The organism is Spirosoma koreense, assembly GCF_054777875.1.
The window spans coordinates 63,380-85,644 of sequence record NZ_BAAHAC010000030.1; the positions used below are offsets into that span (position 1 = coordinate 63,380).

Here is a 22,265-nt window from a genome sequence, read left to right on the forward strand (position 1 = left end):
GCTAAACTAGATAACGCTACAAATTACTAGAAAAATCAAAGCAAGAGGTATAAACTACCCTTTATATATGCACCAGTTGCTCAGAAATGAAAGCGTCTTATTGAGCCGTAACCTAATGGCAGACCGCTCAGAGGGGCCGCGTAATTAATTCATCGCTAGGCTCAAGGCATCATCATCGGTCTCAATAATTTGAGGGTTTCGCGAGACGATTATTTTTCGATAGCTGTCAAGTGGCCAGCAGTCGGTGCGCCGACCCGAGTATACCCAGCACCACCGCGGTCCAGTTCCTAGCATACGGGTTCATCCGGCAAATTGACCTATTAACCTCTCAATAAACTAGGTTGGTCATAAATTCAGGGGCCCAGAAACGCTTTAACTTACTTTTGCATCATAAGTCCACTCACTCATTGCTCCGTATGTTTCACTCTACCGCCGGTTTGGTTCATCTTTTAGCGGCTTTGCTGGCTATCCTTACCGGTACCCTCGTTTTTTTGAATACTAAAGGAGGTTTGTTTCACAAACAAGTCGGGTACGTCTACATCGCCAGTATGCTTACCTTGAACCTTACCGCCTTCCAAGTTTATCATTTGACGGGTAAATTCGGGCCCTTTCACTGGCTTGCCGTCATGAGCTTATTGGGTTTGACCGCAGGGATGATTCCCGTCTATCTGCGAAAGCGCATCCCTAAATGGATTTTTTGGCATTACAATTTTATGAGTTGGTCTGTAGTCGGTCTGTACGCCGGTTTTTGGGCTGAAACGTTCACTCGGCTTCTGCCAATGGGTGAGTTTTGGCCCGTTGTCATTATCTCGATGCTAGTGACAGCTTTTTTGGGTGGCTACCTGATCCGACGGAATGCTTCTAGGCTTCCTCATTGGGAATCCCCCTTACCTATCCAGTAGCTGAAAGGTAGCTAGCAATTGTCTATAAACAGGAACGAATGCTCTTGAGTCAGACTGCCGGATCGGCACGATTCAGACCCCCGACTTAAGAGCAGTGTTATGCACTAGTCGAGTTGTACAATAGCCACGCTCTCATTAAGAAGCAGACACATGTACGCTCGTTCATCTCGGATGGGAGCCTTTTTTTGAGATTCGCATCTAACCTGCTCTACTGTAAAACAACGTTCATCTAATTACAAGACTAGTTTAGCCTGAGATGGATTGCCCAGGCACGCTCTGGTTAAGGAGTGAAAATCCTCAATGAATGACCAAAAGGTAGTATTTCAATAGGCCTTCGTGAAGGCTAGCCGGTGTAACACTGTAACTTTGTGTTGTACTCGAGAGAATCAGCACGTATTCGTAGCAAATTAATGGAAAATGCATTTTACCGCCTTTTCGCCAAGACACCACAAAGCCAACAGGTTAACATGTCAGACTTTGACGGAAAAGTCGTGTTAGTTGTCAACACGGCCACTAAATGTGGGCTGGCTCCTCAATTTGAAGGCTTGGAAACGCTCCACCAGCACTACAAGGAGAAGGGCTTAGTGGTGCTGGGCTTCCCTTGTGACCAGTTTGCCCAGCAAGAACCTGAAACTAACGATACCCTTGAAGCTGTCTGTAAGCTCAATCACGGGGTAACATTCCAGTTATTGGAGAAATGTGCGGTCAATGGCGTACACACGCATCCGGTTTTTAAGTATCTAAAGCACGAGCTAGGGGGATTTTTGGGCAGTAGCATCAAATGGAACTTCACCAAGTTTCTGATTGACCGGAGTGGAAAGCCGGTCAAACGGTTTGCTCCAACGACCAAGCCAGCAGCTATTGAAGGGGACATTATCAAGTTACTTTAACGGAAGGTGGATGGCTAATCAAGTCTGTAATGGATTGATGGCATTAAAGGATAGGGTAGTGGCTTAATTGCGTTTATCGGCGAAGAAGAACTGATTAATGAACAGGCCGATTATGGTATCGTGGACCGCCACTGATTTAGAGAAGCAAATGGTTCGACGGGTCACCGGGCCGATTTCTATGGTTCAAGCAAGGATTGGCGTATAATTTTTGTCATATTTTTTGCCCCGTTTGACGACTGCATAGACTCTATGGATGAGTTTGTTTCTTAGTGCATTGATAACCAGCATCTTATTTTTGCCTTCTTTGACTTTTCGTTGATAATAATCCTGTAGCTCACCCTTCACTTGTAGAGCCGACATGGCTGCCAGATGGAGGACCGTTTTTAGTGATTTTCGAGCCTGGTGGTTCACGCGGGTTTTGCCCCGGACACTACTGCCCGAGGAGTGTTTGAAAGGGGCTACGCCAGCATGGCAAGCTAGCTTTTTGGGATCGTCAATGGCTTTGAATTCATCGCTGGCCAGAATCAGTTCAGTAGCTACGACTTGACCAACACCAGGGATAGAGGTGATCAACTCAAAGAGTGATTTCAGCGTAGGATCATCAGCAATGAGTTGTTTAATTCCTTTTTCAACGCCTTTTAAATCACTCAGTAGCGCCTTTAGGGAGTTACTACAATGCTGACCTAGTTGGGTAGTCAGGGCTTTGTCACCGAATCGTTTTTGCTCAGCTAAAGGCACCTTCAGTTGGCTGATCATACCCTGTAAGCGCTGACGAAGGCGGGTGAATTCAGCTAGCTTTTTCATCACTGGCCGGGCTGGTTGCCACAGCCGGATACGATCTTGAAAGCGATAAGCATATTCCGCAATACGTTGAGCATCAATACTATCGGACTTGCCTCGCTGTAAACCACCAGCTTGTTTGATATGTAGGGAGGCTTCCAGCCAAATTGGTAATTGAGCCTGAAAAAGTACCTCTAGGGCATGTGCGTTGTAAAGCCCGGTATGTTCCATGCAGACCACACAGTTTACTGACTGGAAGTTGGGCATAGCCAGGAGTTGTTTGATGATTGCCCGAATGGCCGAGGGTGAATTTTCAGATTGGGTTTGCCAGATGATGGCTTTATTAGCATAAATAGCCCAGTCGAGAGTGTTCTTAGAAACATCAATACCCATGAAATGGCGAATGTCCATTCGAGTGCTTAATTTTATGGTTCAACAATCAGACTGCTTACTCATCACTCGCTACCTTGCTAATGGGCCACAACGCCCTAATTTCTATTCGAGGTTAAGTAAGAAAGACCGAGCGGGACCTGAATCGGCCCATAGGTTGCGAGCCTAGCCGGAGACGGTAGGGAAGCCCGCTCGGTTGTCTGTCTGGCAAGCTACCCAAATCTTGGAATCTTACCAGCCTTCAAACCTAAAGGCCGGAGCGGTCTCTTCAAGCGCGTTCGAAGAGTAAGATGCTTACGTTCCAGTCCTTGTAATGACGCCTTACGAACTAATCGTAAGCGTAGATCTAAGCAATCGCCTACTAACGGCTAGTGAGCCCAACTGGGTACTGGCATCATAAAAAAAATCTTATTATTTACCTAACATTAGTTTTATTCATCTTTATTTTAACTCTCTTTTGTTACCAATAAATGGATTTCATTAATAATAAGGTAAATTTGATTCCTTATTCGATAAATAAGTGAAGTCTATGTCTTTGACTCCTGATAAGTATAAGCGACTAGAAGCTTTAAATCAGTATCAAATTCTGGATACCCGGCTTGAAGAGGCATTTGATCAATTAACTGAACTAGCATCGTTGATTTGTGAGCCCCCTATATCTCTGGTTTCGTTGCTCGATGACCAACGGCAAGGAGGTATATCCTGTATTTCATCCGACAGTCAGTATCTCATTCATGTTTATGGCTACTGCTAACTTACCCTTTCAACGGATTGACACGCATGACCCATAATCAGAAGCCCTCCGATCAGGGCAATGAACTTAGCAAACGGTTAGACATCGACTTTGCCCTCAAAGCTGCCCGGCTGGGTGTTTGGGAGTGGGACCCCCTCACCAGGGTCGTTAACTGGGATGATCAGTGTCGGGAATTATTTGGATTGGCTCAGGCTAATAAACTCCCCTACGAACAGGCCATCCGGCACATTCATCCTGATGACCGGGACCAGGTAAATCAGGCCGTTCAGTACGCTATGAATCCTCAATCCGGTGGGTACTACGATGCGACCTACCGCACCATCGGGGCCGATGATGGCCTGCTGCGCTGGGTGAGGTTTACCGGCCGCAGCTGTTTTAACGAGAATGGAGTCGTCCACCGCTTTGCGGGGGTGGCGCAGGATGTGACCAACTATAGGGCCGTTCAGCAGCGCAAACAGGCGTTGATCGGGTGCCAACAGGGGGCAGAAAACGAACAGCAAAAGCTCAGTACTATTCTCGAAGCCAGTCAAGACTTCATTAGCCTGGCCGATCCAAACGGGCACATCCAGTACGGCAACCCGGCCGCCCTGGCCCTGTTAGGCTGGGATACCATCGAGGGCAGAACCGTACTGGACTGTATTTACCCCCAAGACCTGCCATTGGCTCGGGCCACACTGACTAACTTACAGGAAACTGGTGCGGCATCCCAAGAGATTCGATTCGTGAATGCCCGCACCGGTGAGCCCTTCTGGATGCAGTGGAATACCGTAGTCATCCGTGACCCGAGATCGGGCGAAGTGTCCGAGTTAGCAACGGTCAGCCCCAACATTACCCGGTTCAAACAGGCGCAGCAAGCCCTACGGGAAAGTGAGGAGCGCTTTCAGGCCGCGATTGAAGCCGTTCAGGGGATTCTGTGGACCAACAATGCGGCGGGCCAAATGGAAGGCCAGCAAACAGGCTGGGCAACCCTGACAGGTCAGACGTATGAAGACTACCAAGGCTATGGCTGGGCCAAAGCCGTTCACCCGGACGATGTCCAACCCACCATCGATGCCTGGCAGCAAGCCGTGGCCCAGCAACGGACGTTTATTTTCGAACACCGGGTGCGGCAGCACGACGATCGTTGGGGCCTGTTCGCCATTCGGGCCGTTCCCCTGCTGAATGCCGATGGAAGCCTCCGGGAGTGGGTCGGTGTTCATACTGACATCACCCAACAACGACAGGCTGTACTGACCTTGGCTGAAAGCGAAGCCCAATACCGGCAATTATCTCAGGAGCTGGATGAGCGTGTCCGGCAGCGTACCGAAGAGTTAGCCGAAACCAATGTCGATTTGAAATGGACCAAGCAAATACTGGAGCAGACCAACGAAGCGGCCCGAATTGGCACTTGGGAAGCCAATTTTACCAAGGGAACGATGTACTGGTCATCCGTTACCAGGGCGATTCACGAAGTTCCAGATGACTTTGTACCCCTGCTTGATTCGGGCGAAACCTTCTTTAGAGGAATAAACTATGAACGCATTGTTGAGTCTGTTGACAAGTCCATCAGCGAAGGGACCGCCTTTGATATAGAACTACAGATTGTTACAGCAGCCGACCGGAAGGTATGGGTTCGGATAGTCGGAAGACCTGGATTTGAAGAAGAAGGGGGCAAACTCCTCTATGGTACGTTTCAGGATATTGATGAAAAGAAACAAGCGGAACAGGCACTAATTAACGAAAAATTACGACTGGCAACCTTCGTTGAACATGCTCCGGCGGCCGTAGCTATGTTCGACCGGACAATGACATACCTGGCCGTCAGTAATCGGTGGATGGAAGATTATCAGTTGGAAGGTTCTGTAATTGGTTTATCCCATTATGCGGTATTCCCAAATCTGGCAGATGATTGGAAGGCCGTTTTTGAGCGGTGCCTTAAGGGGGCGGCAGAAAAGAATGATGAGTATGTCCGGCGCCCAAACGACTGGGATCATGATCAATATCTTCGCTGGGAAATAAGACCTTGGTATCAGTATGATGGCTCTATTGGGGGCATCATGATATTTACCCAAGATATTACCGAGTCCTGCCTGCAACGGGAGGAATTGAAAAAAGCCAAGCAACAGGCAGAGCAAGCCAGCGTTGCCAAATCCGAATTTCTGGCCAACATGAGCCATGAAATCAGGACCCCGCTTAATGGCGTCATCGGCTTTACCGACCTGGTACTCAAAACGTCACTTAACGAAACCCAGCACCAGTATCTCTCCATTGTCGATCAATCGGCGAATGCGTTATTGAGTATCATCAATGATATTCTGGACTTTTCAAAAATTGAAGCTGGTAAACTGGAGATGGCTATTGAGAAAGTAGATGTGTACGAAATCAGCAGCCAGGCCGCCAATATCATTACGTATCAGGCTCAGAACAAAGGGCTTGAAATGCTGCTGAATCTGCCCGCCGATTTACCCCGGTTTATTTATATTGACTCGGTACGCTTAAAGCAGATACTGGTCAATCTGCTGGGGAATGCCGTCAAATTCACCGAAAAAGGGGAGATTGAGCTGAGAATAAAGCCATTAACCGATCCAACGCAAGACTACGTCACTTTCCGCTTTGAGGTAAGAGATACCGGTATTGGTATTAAGCCCGATATGCAGAACCGCATCTTCGACGCCTTCTCTCAGGAAGATTCCTCCACCACAAAAAAATACGGTGGAACCGGCCTGGGATTGACCATCTCCAATAAACTGCTGGGGTTGATGGGCAGCCGTCTTGAGTTAGTTAGCCAACCAGGAGCGGGAAGCTGCTTTTCCTTCGATGTGCGGCTTAAAACGGAAATCGGTGATCCAATTAACTGGCAGGACCTAAGCCTGATCAAAAACGTACTGATTGTGGATGATAATGAGAACAATCGATTGATCTTACGGCAAATGTTTTTGTTAAAACAAATTAGTGTCGATGAAGCTAGTAATGGATTTGAGGCCCTCCAGCTAGTAAGTAAGAATAAGCCGTATGATGTGATTCTGATGGATTACCATATGCCCTATATGGATGGCCTGGAAACCATAGAGAAAATCCGGGCCAATTTCTCATCGCCTACCGAAAAGCAAGTCATTATTCTACTCCATAGCTCATCCGACGACGAACGACTTATCAAAGCAAGCGAGTCATTAGCGATCAGCCAGCGCTTGGTGAAACCCGTTAAGATGGCCGACTTGTTTCGGGCCTTATCCCGATTAGGTCAGCAGGAGGACAAAACGTTGGCCTTGGAGACGAATATGCCCATTGAGGTTGTCACGTCCCCCATAAAAATCTTACTAGTTGAAGATAATAAAGTGAACCAGTTATTGGCTAAAACCTACGTAACCAAACTGATTCCCAATGCCCATATTTTGGAAGCTATTAATGGGCAAGAAGCGATAGACCTGTACACCCAGCAACAGCCAGATCTGATCCTGATGGATATTCAAATGCCAGTCATGAACGGCTATGAGGCTACGCAACGCATTCGGGAACTGGAACAGGAGCGCCATATTCCGATTATCGCCTTAACGGCTGGCACCGTAAAAGGAGAACGGGAAAAGTGTCTGGCAGCGGGTATGGACGATTTTATCACGAAACCCATCGTTGAAAAGTCGATGGTTTCTTTATTCCAAAAATGGCTTGAAACGCCATCTGTTGACCAGCAGGTACTTGATAAAGCAGAAAGGGCTGATGTCCACTTTGACGCTCAGGTATTTAAAACCATAGCAGGCCAGGATATGGAATTTCTGGAGACACTAATCGAAGTCGCTGAAAGTGAGCTTCACCGTTCGCAAGCCGTACTGTTTCAGCAAGTCGAGGCCCGGAATCTGGACGGCTTAAAATCGGCAGGTCATAAATTGAAAGGAACTGCCCTGAGTGCTGGTATGCCCAGTCTGGCACAATTGGCTCACAAGGTAGAGCATCTGGAACGTTTTGAACCCGACTTAGTCCATGAATTAATGGATCAAACCCAATCGGAAATAAATCGGGTCATTTCCTTACTGCGTATCAGGACAAGCGCATGAATGACTTTTCTAAGAGATCGTGGTACTTTTTGACCGATCAATAAGTCTCTTCGAGACAAAATCGACGCCTGCGAGCCTTTGGCAGATCACATTTTACAGGATAAGAGGCCAGTCTTGATCTAACTAGCTATTTCATGCATTTACCGTGACTGCGTATGCGCCTGATAGCATTTGATAGATATTAAAATTTGCAAGTTTTTCCCGATCTAAATCGGACGTGGCTGTTGCACAACTATTTTGAGACAGAGTTTAACCACAGATTTGCTCGCTAAAAGGCCCAGAAATGGGGAGTTCAGCCAAAGGATCGGTCCGAATCAACTAATTTATCGTAAGCGGACTACCAATATGAGTTGTGCAACAGCCACGAGCCTTATTTGAGAATGACTTTTAAGTAAGGAAATGAATCCAAATGGATCACGCGACCGGATTACGAACAAAATATGTACGAGCGCTTTAGGCTACACAGGTAAGTAAATAGTAAAGGTAGCCCCTTGGCCGGGCTGGCTGCTGGCCGTAATGACACCCCCATGATTGGCGACTACCTTCTCACAAATGGCTAAGCCAATCCCCGTACCCACATACTCATTCTTACCATGCAACCGCTGGAAGACTTGGAAGATACGGTCCAGGTACTTCTCCTCAAAACCAATCCCATTATCAATGACATCAATCCGGTGATAAGCGATGGCCCACCGGCTGAGTTTGAGATCCTTGGGAAGGTGTTCAGCCGCCAGCCAGCTCGACTTGACCACAATGGTAGGGACTACCGGAACGCCGGTCCGGTCCATACGATGAAACTTAAGCGCATTGGACAACAGGTTCTGAAAGAGTTGGTTCAGTTGCGAGGCATCGCCCATGACCGTGGGTAAAGGCTCGACGCTGACCTGAGCGCCCGTTTCCTGGATGGTTAGCTCTAAGATGGACAGCACCTGCCTAACAACATCCTCCAGAGATACCGGACCACTGGTATCCCGCTGAGTGGAGATACGCGAGAAGTCCAGCAGGTCTTTGATTAAGGTGGACATCCGGGAGGCCGCCGACTGCATACGCTCGATATAAACCAGTTCGTCACCCACCGAGTCGGCGTAACGGCTCTTCAATAGATCCCCGAATTGCTGAATCTTGCGCAAGGGCTCCTGTAAATCATGAGAGGCTACGTAGGCAAAGGTTTGCAGGTTCCCATTGGAGCGCACCAGCAGGCTGTTAGCTTCGGCCAACTCTTTGTTGTTAGCGGCCAGCTCTTGGGTGCGCTGCTCCACCTGTTTCTCCAGGTCGGCCGACAATGCCCGGTATCGGGTGTCGCTGGCGCGCAGCGCTTCCTCAATCTGCTTATTGGGTGTAATATCGGTGGCATGCACAATGAGCCCAATTACCTGCTGCTGTTGGTCTTTATGAGGGGTGTACACAATGCTGAGCCATCTGTCGGCCTGCATGCGGGTGGGCGCAAACAACTCATACCGAACCGACTCCCCGGCGTAGGCCTTGGCCAGATAAGGTGCTGTTGACTCATAGGCGCGCTCGCCCAGAAATTCCCGAACCGTTTTGCCCAGGGCTTCTTTTTCGTCCACATTGAACCATTCCCGAAATACCTTATTGTAGGATTGGTAGCGCTGCCCCTCGTCCAGATAAAAGATCATGGCCGGTACGGTGTCCCTTAAGAGTTCAAGGTGCTGCTCACTTTGAGCCAGCGCCTGTTGAGCCTTGATTTGGGCCGTTACATCAATGGACATATTGAGTACCGCATAAACCGCACCGGCGGCATTACGCACCGGCGAGTAGGAGATGTTGAAGTACTTGTGCTGGAGCACCCCCTGCCGCTCAATCCTAATCAACGACCCCGGCGAGTGGAAGGGTTCTCCGGTGGTCAGTACTTCATCCAGGATCTGGAGAAAGGACTGGTCTTCACTGACTAGTTCGGGCATCACCTCCCGTAGGGGAAGTCCGGCAATGTTGGGCCCTTTACCCACAATATCGATGAAGGTCTGATTGGGGTTCTTAATCACCAAGTCTCGTCCGACAAACAAGCCGATCCCCGCCGGAGCCGTTTCCAGAATGCCCCGCAGTTGGCCTTCACTGGCTTCGATTTGATGCCGAGCCAGCACCTGCGCCGTCACATCGGTGATTACGGCCAGCACGCCGATCACCAAGCCATCCGCGCTTTTTTGGGGTTGGTAGGTGAAATTGACGTAAATGGTCTCCAGCTGGCCGGCCCTTGCCAGTTGGACCTTTTGTTCGTTCGCCCTGAAAGGGATTCCTGTGGCGATCACCTCCCGTAGCACCTGGTCGAAACCCTGTCCTCTCAGTTCCGGTAATGCTTCCAGCAGGGGCTTACCCACCAGGGCGGAAGGGCTACGGCCCACCAGATGGCTATAAAAGGGATTAACAAATTGAAAGACCAGGGCCTCCTCAACACTTAGCATGGCGATGCCTACCGGAGCCTGCTCAAAGAGGGCCAATGTTTGCTGGTGACTTTGTTGGGTGGCCACTGGCAGGGTTACATCCTGGGCGACGCCAGCGAACCGAATCATTTTACCCGTCTCATCAAAATACCCTTGTCCACTATAGCGCACCCAGCGTAGCAGTCCATCATCGGCACCCAGGGTACGGTAGGTTTGATCGTAGACTCCCCTAGATAGGGGATCAAGTGCCCACTGGACAGCCTGGTTGACCCGGTCCCGGTCTTCGGGGTGGATGTACTGGATGGCCTGTTCGTAAGGCAACTGGTTATTAGCGGCCAGCCCAAACAGCTGACGGCACCGATCATCCCAAATCACCTGGTTGGTTCGCGGGTCTAGCTCCCAAACCCCCAGTCCGGCAGCCTGGAGGGCAAAGCCGACATCCAGTCGTTGTACAAGGGTTTTGGCAGGATCAGCGGTTGGCTCTTGAGGAGTCATGGGTTAGGAAAGGGCATAACAGGGGTAAGTTAGCAAAATTACCTGGTGATTGCCGGGCGGAATGGTGATATTAGGGGGGCTAGCATTGACGTTACATGTCGCCATCAGTAAACGCCCGACTTAAGGAGCAGACACATGACCGTTTCTTTGTCATATAAATGAGGGTTTTATAAGACACTGAATTTTAATACCTGTCCAATCTGATCAGTCGCAAACGAAATGCGAAAGCTCACTTGTTGTGTTCGTCATTTGGTCGAGCGTCCAATGAGTTGGTAGAAATGGTCCCGATACGTGTTGGAGATCGGAATCAGCACTTGCCCAATTTTTAGGCGGTCCCGCTCAATCGAATCTATTTTATCCAGGGCTACCAAATAGGACTTGTGGACCCGGCAAAAGCCATGAGCCGGGAGTTGTTGTGCCAAGTCGCCGAACGTTTCTAAGGTCATAATCTTTTCGGCCACCAGATGAATACGCCGGTAATCACGCATGCCTTCAATGTACAAGATTTGATCCAGGCTTACTTTTTGCAGACGATACTCGGTTTTTATGAACAGAAATGAGGGATCCGCTTGAGCTGACCCCGTCTTCAGCACTGATTGCGCGCGTGTCACCGCTTGTAAAAAACGCTCGAAGCTGTAGGGTTTTAAGAGATAATCGATTACCTGTAAATCAAAGGCTTTCAGGGCGTACTGGTCGAAAGCCGTCGTTAAAATGACGGCGGGTCTGCGGGGCAATGCCTCTAATAACTGGAGCCCCGATAAACCATCCATTTCTATATCTAAAAATACCAAGTCAACCGATTCCCGGTGCAGGATGGGAATGGCATCTACGCCGTTGTCGACCGCATACGCCAGCGTGAGAAATGGAACCCGCTCGACATAGTCTTTTAAGCGCAGCATGGCTAAGGGTTCATCTTCAATCAACAGACAACGCATGGGCTGGTAGCGATATAGTTAAGGAAACAGAGTATATAATATCCGTAGACTCAACGATTAAGGTATGGGTATGGGGGTAAAGCAACGCTAATCGTTGTCGTAGCAACTTCTGACCCAGGCCCCCGTATTCATTCGATACCCTTCGATCCGGATCAATCACATTCACACAATGAAAGTGAATCTGAGCCCCCTCAATCCGAAACTGAATACGGATCGCCTCCGTCACTTTCTTGTTGGTGGCATATTTAAAGGCATTCTCCAGGTAAGGCATAAACAACATCGGCGCAATGAGCACGCTGCCCGCTTGACCCTCGATCTGCAGGCTTATATACTGCTCATTGGGCGTTCGAATCCGTTGCAACTCAACATACTTCTCGATACTGGCTAACTCCTGGGCTAAGGGGATCTGATCAGACTGTGTTTCGTACAAACTAAAGCGCAATAAGTCAGATAGTTTATTTAAATACAAGGACGCTTTAGGGGCATCCCGCTCCATCAGAATATCAATGTTGTTCAAGGTGTTAAATAAGAAGTGAGGATTAAGTTGGGATTTCAACCAACTTAGTTCGGTCTGTAAGGCTTGGTTGGCCATCCGTTCTCTGAGATGAATGTCCGTATACCAGGTGATCGCTCCCCGCATCGCCGCGCCGATCAGCCCATTGATGATGGCTAGTAAGCTGAAACCAACAGTCAACATGAGCTGATCCTGAAGTTGGAAGAATAAGAAGTGCGTTTGATGCAGCGTCAGGTAGAGCAGGATCGTGGTAGCTAGTGACACGAGCAGCGTTGACCCTATGGCTAGGCTTATACTGACCAGCAGACCTAGGCCAATAAAGCGCTTGACGCGACGAGTGGTCAAATACCGGGGCACTAACCAACCGTAGAAGGCATAAAAGCTGCTGAGTCCAATGAGCAGAGTGGCCACCAAAATAGTCGCCCAGTCATCCCAATCGGCAAACACCGACTGGTCGGTCGATTGCGATAGGATAAACAGAAAGCTAACCAAAAAGCCGTAGAGTAGCCAATAGCCCAGGTGCAGCAGACGGATCATGGCTTTGTTCATCGCTTTATGGCTAAAAAATAACCGGCAATCGTTTCGACTTCGGGCAAGTTAATACGGACGCCACTCATATTGGCTGTGATGGCTACGACCAGATCCTGAGCGGGATACACTAACAGGAAGGTTCTTCCCCCATCAATTAGTCCCCCGTGGTGAATGATCGTTCGCGCTTGGTGGTCGATACCCACCCGCCATCCCATTCCATAATGCGTATTGGTGCCATCCAGCAACCGCTGTGGGGTCAGCAGGATAGCTACCGTTTCTTTCTGCAGCGTAGTGGGGTGAATAAGCTCCGCGCCTACCTTAACCAGATCCATTGGCGTGGACAAAAGTCCACCTCCGGCCCACTTATAACTGTTATCGACGAAGGGGGCATTCACCCGTTTTCCCTGTCGGTGTTCATAGAAGCGAACGCGATTAAGGACAATGCTGTCGCCATAATCGGCACCTGTATCATTCATCTTCAGGGGTGTAAAAACGGCTTGTTGCATGTACGACAAATAGTCGGTATGGCTTATCTCCTCGATGACCGCACTCAATAAAGAGTAGCCATAGGTGGAATACTGATAGGCACTCCCCGGCTGGAACAGCAGACTATCCTGTTTAAAAATGGTTAAACCCTCCTGCACGGTGGCATAGCGTTTAGCACAAGCTAAGGGGTCAGTATCCAGATAGTGGCGAATCCCGGCCGTATGTGTGGCTAACTGGCGAGGAGTAATCATGAATTTTTTTTGGGGGAAGTCCGGCACGTACTGCTGAATCGGTGCATCTAAGTCTAATCGGTGCTGTTCCATTAATCGGCCAATGGCCAGCGAGGTGACGGATTTAGAGACCGAACCCAACCGAAACTTGGTGTGAATGGTCACGGGCAGGTTGGCTTCCAGATCGGCGTAGCCAAAGCCTTGCGCCCACAGGATTTTTTTGGTGGTGCCTATACAAAGGGATATACCAGGAATGTCTTGACGGGCTCGTAGCGAATCAAGATAGCGTTGGGCCTTCCGAATAGCGATTTTGTAGGCTTTATCCCGGATTGACTCAGTAGTGTGAGGGGGGATGGGTTGGCCAAGGGCTGGAAACAGATAGAGTAGTCCTACCAGCGTGAGGAAATAGTTCATAATTGCCAAGTTTGATAAATGGTTGTATCAAAATTGGTCTAGCCAGTTGAGGGCTAAAAAGATAATCTGCCAACTGGGTCATGATGTCTGCCAAAGAGGTAGTTTGATCGGTATAATCCATTGAGTTTTTAGCCCCTAGGCCCCCTTCTCGATACGATTCCAAACTCCGTGTATGCATATGCAGTTCGTCGTTCTCGGATCAACGTGTTTTGTCACCCGATAAACCACCGTTTAATTGGTACTGCCATTCTCCAACGTTTCAGTCGATCATACTAAGGCGAAAAGCGCCAATAGTGCTCGAAAGGAGCGATTTGTAAGATTTTGACACCCCTATGATAAGTCTACCGTTGATAGCTAAATTTGGTTATTGATAGCCAAACGCTTCCTGTAGGGACACGCCGATCCGATTGGTCAACTCAACAATCGGCTCATCCCGACTGAATGAAAAAACGTATTGCTAGTACGTCAACGGAAACAATAAGGTCATGGTCGTGCCCTGGCCTTCCCTCGAATCGGCCCGGATGATCCCATGATGACGTTCCACAATCTTTTTGGCTAACGAGAGCCCTAACCCGATCCCTGGCGTGTGCGGGTCTAGTTTCTTTAAAATGCCAAAGATCTCCTCCCGATACTGGTTGTTAAACCCTATCCCGTTATCGCTCACCAGAATTCGGGCATAGTCGATGTATTGGTACTTGTCGGGCGTGGTTTGATACCGATTCTGACTCACCACACTACCGCTGATGGTCACCACCAGGGACAGTTCCAACCGACGAAACTTCACCGCGTTGTCTAGCAGATGACCAAATAAACTTAGTAACTCGGCTCGATTCCCAACAATCGTCGGTAAGCTGGCGATCTCGAACCGAATACCCATGGAGCTATAATTAGCCACCGCTTCCTTCAGCAAGGCCGTCAAATCGACCGATTCATCCGCTGATCGGATTGGCTCAAACGTGAAGTATACCTGCAAATCGTGAATAAGCTGGCGCAAGCGGGTACTAGCCCGAACCATACCTTTTACCCCTCGCTGACCAAGATTACTCAACCGATTGGTATCTTCCTGATGTAGGGCACTGGCCAACAGATTGATCTTGCGCAAGGGCTCCTGGAAGTCATGCGCGATAATGCGACCGAATTGCTCCAACTCCTCATTCCGTTGCTTCAGGTTAGTCACCTGGCGGTCCATCTCGGCCTGATGCTGTTCCAATTGCTGTTGTAGAGCCATTAACTCATCGTTGCGAAGCAGTGCCTGTTCAGAAGCCTGCTTACTGGCCAGCAGCTCCTGCTCGTATTGCCGTCGCTGATAAACCGGCATTAGACACAAATAGGTAAAGCCTCCTCCCGAAGCATCCTCCTGCCGAATGGCATTGAGCAAAACCGGAATACGCGCTCCGGACTGGGTTTGCAAGGTCAGGTTCAGCTCATTGGCGAGCTTACCCAAAGCAATCAAGGGGTACAGGTTCGTTTGAACGTAAATCCGACTCGCCCGGGTTAACACCACATCCATTCGTTGCCCTATCAGCCTACCCGGCTCGTAGCCCAGCAACTGGTCGGCAAAGGGATTCAGGTAAATAATCTCATTTTGATCATTCAGGGTGATCAGACCACCTGGCATCAGCGTCGCGATCTCCTGCATAGACGACTTAGTTGGCAGCTTGCAAATAGTGTTGGATAGCCACAATGGTTTCAGCCGGGTCACTTAAGTGAGGGGAGTGCCCCTGGACCTGGATCACCCGCAGGGTGCTCTGGGGCATCTGGTGCGCCATATATTCGCCCACGGCAACAGGCGCAATATCATCGGCGACTGATTGAATAATCAAGGCGGGTCGACCGATCTTAGCTAAGTCCTCTCGATTGTCGCCCAGAAAGGTGACCCGGGCAAACTGCTGCGCTACAGCCTGATCCGTGGCACAAAAGCTTTGGGTGAGTTCCTGACCTAATTCAGGCCGTGCCGCATTGGCCATGATAGCAGGCCCCATAACGGTGGCCCAGCCAAAAAAATTACTATCCATCGTGTCCAGTAATTCCTCAATATCGACTCGCTCAAAACCCCCGGTATAGCCTTTCTCATTGATATAATGGGGCGAGGGGCTCACCATAATGAGTCGCTCGAAGCGGTTTGGCTCCTGAATAGAGGCTAATAAGCCAATCATGCTGCTGACCGAATGGCCCACGAAAATCACCTCGTTCAGATCCAGATCCTGACAGATATCGAGTATATCCTGGGCATAGCCTTGCAGGCTGGCGTAGCGTTCACGGTTATAGGCATCCAGGGAAGCCTTCCCATGGCCGATATAATCGAATCGGATGACCTGGTAGTGGGTTTCAAAGGCGGGGGCCACGTAGCGCCACATGGTCTGGTCACAACCAAAACCATGTGCAAATAAAATCGGCTGAGTGCCTTTTCCCGTGATGGTTATGTTGTAACGGTTCCTAATCAGGGAGGTCATCTTGACGGTTCACCTAATACCACGACCAGGTGTTTTTACTCAAAGGTACTCAATCGAATCCACTCCTACGGATTAAATAAAATTAATCAGTCATCTACCCACGAATCAATTCGCAATCGATAAAAAGAGAGGATCGAAATGACACCGATACTTGCCAGCTACCCCCATTTTGACAAGCCTTGGGACTAGCGGATGGTACGTGCAGTCTGAAGATCACGCCGACCTCAACCGGAAGCGTTGAAAGAAGACTTTACCGTTCAGTCAGGTAAACCCGTAACCAGAACAAATTGGAGAGAAGACTCGATGACCTGCCGGTATCTAAGTAATCGCACGATCGTTTAACCTTGACGCCTCATTTGTGTTTATACGAACGAGGTTGTCAGGATTATTCTGACCTACCCTTTCTCGCGTGTAGATCAGGAGGTTCGGATTAAAAACTGCTTGCTTACCAAACCAGTCCCTCCGTACCGATAAATTCGATTAGTAAAGGATTGGTAAGTAGCCCTGATCCGTTGATTATTTTAGCTTGCTTACAGCCCGATACGTTTGAATACGCCTTCGACTAACCCTACGTTTTCCTTTCTCGCCGGTGGTGGGGAGATGGGCCAGCTCACCCGCCGGTACGACTGGGTTAGCTCACCCCTAGGTACGCCTAATCACTGGCCGGTCAGTTTACGGGCGGCTGTTGGGATTGTGCTGCATTCCCGGTTTCCCATGTTTTTGTGGTGGGGAGCCGATTTAATTCAATTTTATAATGACGCCTACCGACCTAGTCTGGGCCAGCTCGGCAAACACCCCACGGCCCTGGGCCAACGGGGGGATGCGTGCTGGCCAGAGACCTGGCCCGTGATCAAACCCCTGATCGATCAGGTACTGGCCGGTGGAGAAGCGACCTGGAGTGAGGATCAACTGATTCCGATCTACCGCAACGGGCGGTTGGAGGATGTCTACTGGACGTTTAGCTACAGTGCAGCTTACGGCGATGAGGGTCAGATCAACGGGGTGTTTGTGACCTGTACCGAAACCACCCAGGCCGTCCTGGCCCGCCGGGCGTTTGAGCGAAGTCAAACAGCCTTTCAGCACGCCATTGCCCAAGCCCCGGTCGCTACGGCTCTATTTCGGGGACCCCAGTTCGTCATTGAACTGGCCAACGAGCAGGTATTAGCCTACTGGGGACGAAGCCGGATGGAGGTCATTGACAAGCCTCTGTTTGAGGCCTTACCCGAGGCCGCTGGGCAGGGATTTGAAGAATTATTAACGGGCGTGCTCATGAATGGACACCGTTTCGTGGCCAACGAATTAGCCGTCAAAATACAGCGGGCCGGTAAGCTTGAGCAGACCTACATTGACTTTGTGTACGAACCTTACCGAGAGATTGATGGGACCATCAGTGGGGTGACTGTTGTTTGTGTGGAAGTCACCGAGCAGGTATTGGCTCGGCAACAACTTCATCAGGCACAGGCCTCCCTACAGTCGGCTATGGCCGTCGCCCAACTCGGCATCTGGCAGGTAGACCTAGCCACCAACCAGGTGGAGGTTGATGAGCGGTGCCGGGAAATCTTCGGTTTTGGCGCTGAAGAAGGACTTACCCTGGAGCGGATTCAGCAGATCATCGACCCTGGGTATCGATCCCTGGCCACAGAAGCGTTGACCACTGCCCTGCGGGAACCGACGGCGACGGCGGAATATTACCTCATTCAGCCCAGCACAAAGCAACAGATCTGGATTCGCAGTATCAGTACGCTTCAGCAGGATGCCGATGGGTCCCGGTATGTGAAAAGCGTCGTCCAGGACTTGACGGGCTTAAAGCAGGCGGTGACCGACATCGAGGGGTTGAATGGGCAACTCAACCAGACCTTGTCGCAGTTACGGGACAGTGAAGCCCGATATCGCTTACTGTCTGTCGACTTAGAGCAGCAGGTCCAGCTGCGGACCCAAGAGCTAACGGTGAGCAATGCCGATTTACTTGATTTGAACGGTCTTCTGGTACGTTCCAACGAGAATCTGGAAAAGTTTGCCTACATCGCTTCGCATGATTTACAGGAACCCCTGCGCAAGATTCAGCAGTTTGGCGATTTGTTAAAGACGCGCTACGCGGCTACCACCGGGGACGAGCTGGTTTACCTGGAGCGGATGCAGCTAGCGGCCAGTCGGATGTCGACGTTGATTCGGGATCTGCTCAGCTTCTCACGGATCGCTACCCGGCGGGATTTAATTACGCCCGTCCCGCTGAACGAGGTGGTGGATCAGGCCCTGACCAACTTAGAGTTGGTGCTGGCCGAAACCAATGCCAGCGTGCACGTGGCTCTCTTGCCAACGATCCCCGGCGATGCCACTCAGTTGGGGCAGCTCTTCCAGAATTTGCTCAGCAATGCGCTCAAGTTCCGCCGAAAAGATGTATCGGGTGATTGGGTAACACCTCAGATTGAGATCCATGGGCAGCTGATAAGCCCTGATGAACTACCTGCATTGGTGAAGCCTGCCCGGCAGGTACAAACGTATTACCTGATCGAGATTTCGGACAATGGTATTGGCTTTGAGGAGAAATATCTGGACCGCATTTTTCAGATATTCCAACGGCTGCACGGCAAGGGTGAATTTACCGGAACAGGCATAGGTCTGGCTATTTGTGAGAAAGTGGTGGCGAATCACGGCGGAGCCATTACGGCCACCAGCCAGGTAGGGCAAGGGACCACTTTTTTGATTTATCTGCCCCTAATCGGTGCATAAGTCCCGCTAAAAAACGGTTGTAAAACTTATAACCTAATTGTCTCCCGAAACGCCCGTTTACCGAAGCATATATCTGAAACTTGTTTTAGCTCTTCGTACAGGATTCTAGAATACGTTTTAATCTATCTTCATTAGCCCCTAGAGAAGCCTGGAATCCCAAAAATAGTCCTCGGTTCTAACCAGCTGAACATGCTGACTGAAGTCTGGATGTTCGGTATTGATGATGTAATTGTACTCGTAAATAATGATCGCGGAAGGAACCTTCAGGATTAGACTTTCCTGGCTGGTGTACCAGTCGGACCCGATTGTTTGCAAGACAGAATAACCCGCTAAGGTTCGCCAGTTGGCAGGAAGTTCTTTAAGGTGAACCGTTCGCATCAAGTAATCATCATCAGCAATAGAGATGACCATCACCTTATAGGAAGAGGTGAGCTGAATGACTCCCCGGTGAACGACTAGTTCTAGAGAGGATAAGGAACGCGATGCGCCGGTGTAAATAACTTGCTGGCCTTTTGTATTCCACCGATTCGCACTGCCTGATGAACGTAAGCTATGGGCATGAACGTCTTTACTGATTCGAAATACTTCCATCCCTTATACATTGTCTCCGTATTCCATGGCCGTCAACCGATCATCGACAAATCGTAGTCCGGTGACCGTATTTAAATAGACATTGGGGCTCTTGTTGTCAAAATAAAAGTTGGACCGGTTCAGCCACTGGTCGAATTCTTTCACCGAGCCAAATACAGCAATGCCGTGCTTGATAAGGGCTAACAGGAGTAAAACCTGCTCTTTGACGTTTTCCTTAAAGGTCGTTGGCGGCTTTTTGTATTCGCGGAATGTTTTAACACTCACATTAAGCCAGTCCGAAATGATGGTATCGTTAAAATCAGTCAACGTCTTAATGGCATTGACATGCTGCCAATTGACCTCTCTGGTGTAAAGAAAGGAAAGGATTTCACTATCATTAATGTGTCCAGGCACATCTCTGAGCAGAAGATTTTCGGGTGAGGCAACTCGTTTCATCATGCGTTTCCTTTCAGTGCTGACACAAATTTAGGCAATTTTACCTTTATCCAGAGGAACAATTTCACTTCACAAATAATTCAGTGAATCGAAAAACATACGAGCTGAGTTAGACAGACAATAAAACTAGCTTCAGCATTACATCTAATCTGTCTTCCACAGAAGCGTTATTTGATATCCTTAGTCAAGACTTTCCTTAATCGAGTAGGCGTTAATTGATAGCGTGCCTTGAACGAAAACGAAAAGTGCGACACATCTTCAAAGCCTATGGCAAAGCAAACATCCGAAACGCTCCGATCCGTTTTTGTTAGCAAAAAGTACGCTTCTTCTAACCGCTTGGCTAACAGCCAACGACCCGGAGCGAGGCCAAAAATCCGGGTAAAATCTCGTTTGAAAGCGCTTAAACTACGACCCGTCAAGTAGCCAAACCGAGCCAAGCTTACATTGAACCGGTAGTAACGATTCATAAACGCTTCCAGATCGATCTTACCTGGCGGTTTGAAATCAAACAGCACATGACTCAAGCTAGGATCAAGCTCAACTAACAGTATAACCAAGGCTTTCTTTGTAGCAACTTGGTCTTGTTCGCCCTCGGGTTTGTCCATAACCTGCTCCTCAAGGAGGTCATTAATAAAGCGTAGTAGGGGCGGATGGGGTTGAATCTGGATCAGAGCGCTTTTTTGGCGATGCACGTCGGCCTGGTACCCCTGTTCTTCGCTCAAGCTTTTTAATAAATCTTCACTGAAGAAGACGGTAGTTGTCTTAAAACGACCTTGGTAAGACTGTTTCTGGTACTTGGCTAGATGATTTCGGGTGGCTAAGTAGCAATCCCCCGCATGAATATGATACGTAAGACTACCGTCATAAACCTGTAGGCTTCCCGCTTCCAGGTAGGTGAAGAAGTGTTGAGCAATAAACTGCTCTTCCGAAATAGTGGGCGCGGTATGGCAGGAAGGGTCCATCATCTTAAGCTTTCTAGGTAAACCAGCCAATCACTGGTTTGTCTGCGTGTTCCTTAGACTAAGGTGTAGCAAACTGTTGGCCGTGGCCAGAATGGCCTCTTCGTTCGAGCGGGGGGACCAACCTAATTGGCTTTTGGCCTTTTGGTTACTTACGGTTTTGATCTTACCGAGTTCAGGCAATACGCCTTGAAGGGCTGGATTGAACAAAGCCACTAAATGGACCAGCCAGTTGGGCAGTTCTTTAGTCGGAACCTTTCGAGCTGTATCACCTAACTTTTCTCTTAATAGCAGGGCAAGCTCGTGCATCGACAGGCAAGGGCCGGCCAGCGCCAAAAACCGCTCTCCTTTTGCCTGAGGACTGGTCATGGCCAGCACATGTAAGTGGGCTACGTCGCGCACATCGACCACGTTAAAATATACCTGGGGACACGCTTTAATTTGGCCAGCCAGCAGTTGGTTGATTAATTGAACCGAGGCCGAGAAGTCAGCTCCCAGAAGTGGCCCAAAGATACCGACCGGATTAATGACGGCGAGTTCTAACGGATCACCCTGGGTGCGGATAAACTCCCAGGCGGCTTGTTCGGCTAAGGTCTTTGACTTGACATAGGCACTTAGACCACTTGCCTTCAGATCGGTCCAATCTTCTTCCGTAAAGATATCGGTGGTCGCGGCATGTCCATAGCCAACAGCGGCAAACGAGGACGTCAGCACCACCCGTTTAACACCGGCATTCCGAGCCGCTCTTAACACCCGTAATGTACCCTCTTTGGCCGGTGTAATGAGTTCCTGCTCGTTTTTGGGCATGATGGCGGGGAATGGTGAGGCCACGTGTAGGACATACTCACAGCCTGCAACGGCTTCCACCCAGCCTTGATCCGCGAGCAGATCAGCGGCCACAAACGAAAGCTGGTCACCGGCCTCCATATCCGCTGCTTTAAGCATGGCGCGGACCTCATCCTCCCGCTTCAGGGAGCGAACCGTGGTGCGAACCCGATAACCGGCCTGCAATAAGTTCAGGATACAATATGCGCCTAAAAATCCAGACCCACCGGTAACCAGGACAGTCGTGTTAGCGATTTGCGTAGTCATAGAAGGATAATCGTTTGAGCGTATAATTGCTCACAAAATTCGATTAAAGATTTCTGTCTGACTTTGTTGAGGAGTCCAAGTTGTTCAACAACAAGCTAAAAGCACTTGATGAGAGCCAACTATTCATCAAATCAGCCGTTGGCTCTTTTAACCCCCGAATTATAAATAATACAAATCGCTATTCGTCTCAGGAGGGAGCATTTCTTGAGAATAAGTACTGAAATAGTACTATAGCTCTTTTATAGTTGCCCGGCTCA

At 49.4% G+C, this 22,265-nt stretch carries 16 protein-coding genes; 4 read left to right on the forward strand and 12 right to left on the reverse strand.

Annotated features, from left to right (window positions below; all coding sequences use genetic code 11):
• Positions 1-416: 416 nt before the first annotated feature.
• On the forward strand, positions 417-902 hold the full coding sequence (locus ACYVC2_RS32290; RefSeq protein WP_461109873.1) for a DUF2306 domain-containing protein: 486 nt from the start codon (positions 417-419) through the stop codon (positions 900-902).
• Between the two features lie 410 nt (positions 903-1,312).
• Positions 1,313-1,792 (forward strand): glutathione peroxidase, encoded by a 480-nt coding sequence (locus tag ACYVC2_RS32295; RefSeq protein WP_461109875.1) that lies wholly within the window; start codon positions 1,313-1,315, stop codon positions 1,790-1,792.
• Positions 1,793-1,855: 63 nt separating this feature from the next.
• Here ACYVC2_RS32295 and ACYVC2_RS32300 read toward each other — a convergent pair whose 3' ends face one another.
• A complete protein-coding gene (locus tag ACYVC2_RS32300; RefSeq protein WP_461109877.1) occupies positions 1,856-1,957 on the reverse strand; it encodes an IS1 family transposase in 102 nt (33 codons plus the stop codon).
• 18 nt (positions 1,958-1,975) lie between these two features.
• Entirely contained in the window at positions 1,976-2,983 is a 1,008-nt protein-coding gene (locus tag ACYVC2_RS32305; protein ID WP_461109879.1) for an IS110 family RNA-guided transposase, read from the reverse strand.
• A gap of 759 nt (positions 2,984-3,742) precedes the next feature.
• On the opposite strand from ACYVC2_RS32305, the gene ACYVC2_RS32310 reads away from it, so the two are divergent.
• The gene (locus ACYVC2_RS32310; RefSeq protein WP_461109881.1) at positions 3,743-7,744 is read left to right on the forward strand and encodes a response regulator; all 4,002 of its coding nucleotides are present in this window, start codon (positions 3,743-3,745) and stop codon (positions 7,742-7,744) included.
• 458 nt (positions 7,745-8,202) lie between these two features.
• On the opposite strand, the gene ACYVC2_RS32315 is transcribed toward ACYVC2_RS32310, so the two are convergent.
• From ACYVC2_RS32315 to ACYVC2_RS32340, 6 genes are all read right to left on the reverse strand, one after another.
• Positions 8,203-10,638 (reverse strand): PAS domain-containing protein, encoded by a 2,436-nt coding sequence (locus tag ACYVC2_RS32315; protein WP_461109883.1) that lies wholly within the window; start codon positions 10,636-10,638, stop codon positions 8,203-8,205.
• A gap of 245 nt (positions 10,639-10,883) precedes the next feature.
• Positions 10,884-11,573, reverse strand: a complete 690-nt coding sequence (locus tag ACYVC2_RS32320) for a LytR/AlgR family response regulator transcription factor (RefSeq protein ID WP_461109885.1) — start codon at positions 11,571-11,573, stop codon at positions 10,884-10,886.
• Entirely contained in the window at positions 11,554-12,636 is a 1,083-nt protein-coding gene (locus ACYVC2_RS32325) for a sensor histidine kinase (protein ID WP_461109887.1), read from the reverse strand. The genes ACYVC2_RS32320 and ACYVC2_RS32325 overlap by 20 nt, the downstream gene beginning before the upstream one ends.
• Positions 12,633-13,748, reverse strand: a complete 1,116-nt coding sequence (locus ACYVC2_RS32330) for a serine hydrolase domain-containing protein (protein ID WP_461109889.1) — start codon at positions 13,746-13,748, stop codon at positions 12,633-12,635. Before ACYVC2_RS32330 ends, ACYVC2_RS32325 begins: the two co-directional genes overlap by 4 nt.
• A 457-nt stretch (positions 13,749-14,205) precedes the next feature.
• Positions 14,206-15,387: an ATP-binding protein gene (locus ACYVC2_RS32335; protein WP_461109891.1), complete on the reverse strand. Its 1,182-nt coding sequence runs from the start codon at positions 15,385-15,387 to the stop codon at positions 14,206-14,208.
• A gap of 7 nt (positions 15,388-15,394) precedes the next feature.
• On the reverse strand, positions 15,395-16,201 hold the full coding sequence (locus ACYVC2_RS32340; protein WP_461109893.1) for an alpha/beta fold hydrolase: 807 nt from the start codon (positions 16,199-16,201) through the stop codon (positions 15,395-15,397).
• A gap of 546 nt (positions 16,202-16,747) precedes the next feature.
• Here ACYVC2_RS32340 and ACYVC2_RS32345 point away from each other — a divergent pair.
• A complete protein-coding gene (locus tag ACYVC2_RS32345) occupies positions 16,748-18,931 on the forward strand; it encodes a PAS domain-containing sensor histidine kinase (RefSeq protein WP_461109895.1) in 2,184 nt (727 codons plus the stop codon).
• 138 nt (positions 18,932-19,069) lie between these two features.
• Here the strand turns inward: ACYVC2_RS32345 and ACYVC2_RS32350 are convergent, their stop codons facing one another.
• The 4 genes from ACYVC2_RS32350 to ACYVC2_RS32365 form a co-directional block, all read right to left on the reverse strand.
• Positions 19,070-19,522 carry an RES family NAD+ phosphorylase gene (locus ACYVC2_RS32350; protein WP_461109897.1) on the reverse strand — a complete coding sequence of 151 codons (453 nt, stop codon included), beginning with the start codon at positions 19,520-19,522 and terminating at the stop codon, positions 19,070-19,072.
• 3 nt (positions 19,523-19,525) lie between these two features.
• Positions 19,526-19,960 carry an antitoxin Xre/MbcA/ParS toxin-binding domain-containing protein gene (locus ACYVC2_RS32355; RefSeq protein ID WP_461109899.1) on the reverse strand — a complete coding sequence of 145 codons (435 nt, stop codon included), beginning with the start codon at positions 19,958-19,960 and terminating at the stop codon, positions 19,526-19,528.
• A 164-nt stretch (positions 19,961-20,124) separates the two neighbouring features.
• On the reverse strand, positions 20,125-20,922 hold the full coding sequence (locus ACYVC2_RS32360) for a helix-turn-helix domain-containing protein (RefSeq protein WP_461109901.1): 798 nt from the start codon (positions 20,920-20,922) through the stop codon (positions 20,125-20,127).
• 27 nt (positions 20,923-20,949) lie between these two features.
• Positions 20,950-22,008, reverse strand: a complete 1,059-nt coding sequence (locus ACYVC2_RS32365) for an SDR family oxidoreductase (protein WP_461109903.1) — start codon at positions 22,006-22,008, stop codon at positions 20,950-20,952.
• Between the last annotated feature and the right edge of the window lie 257 nt (positions 22,009-22,265).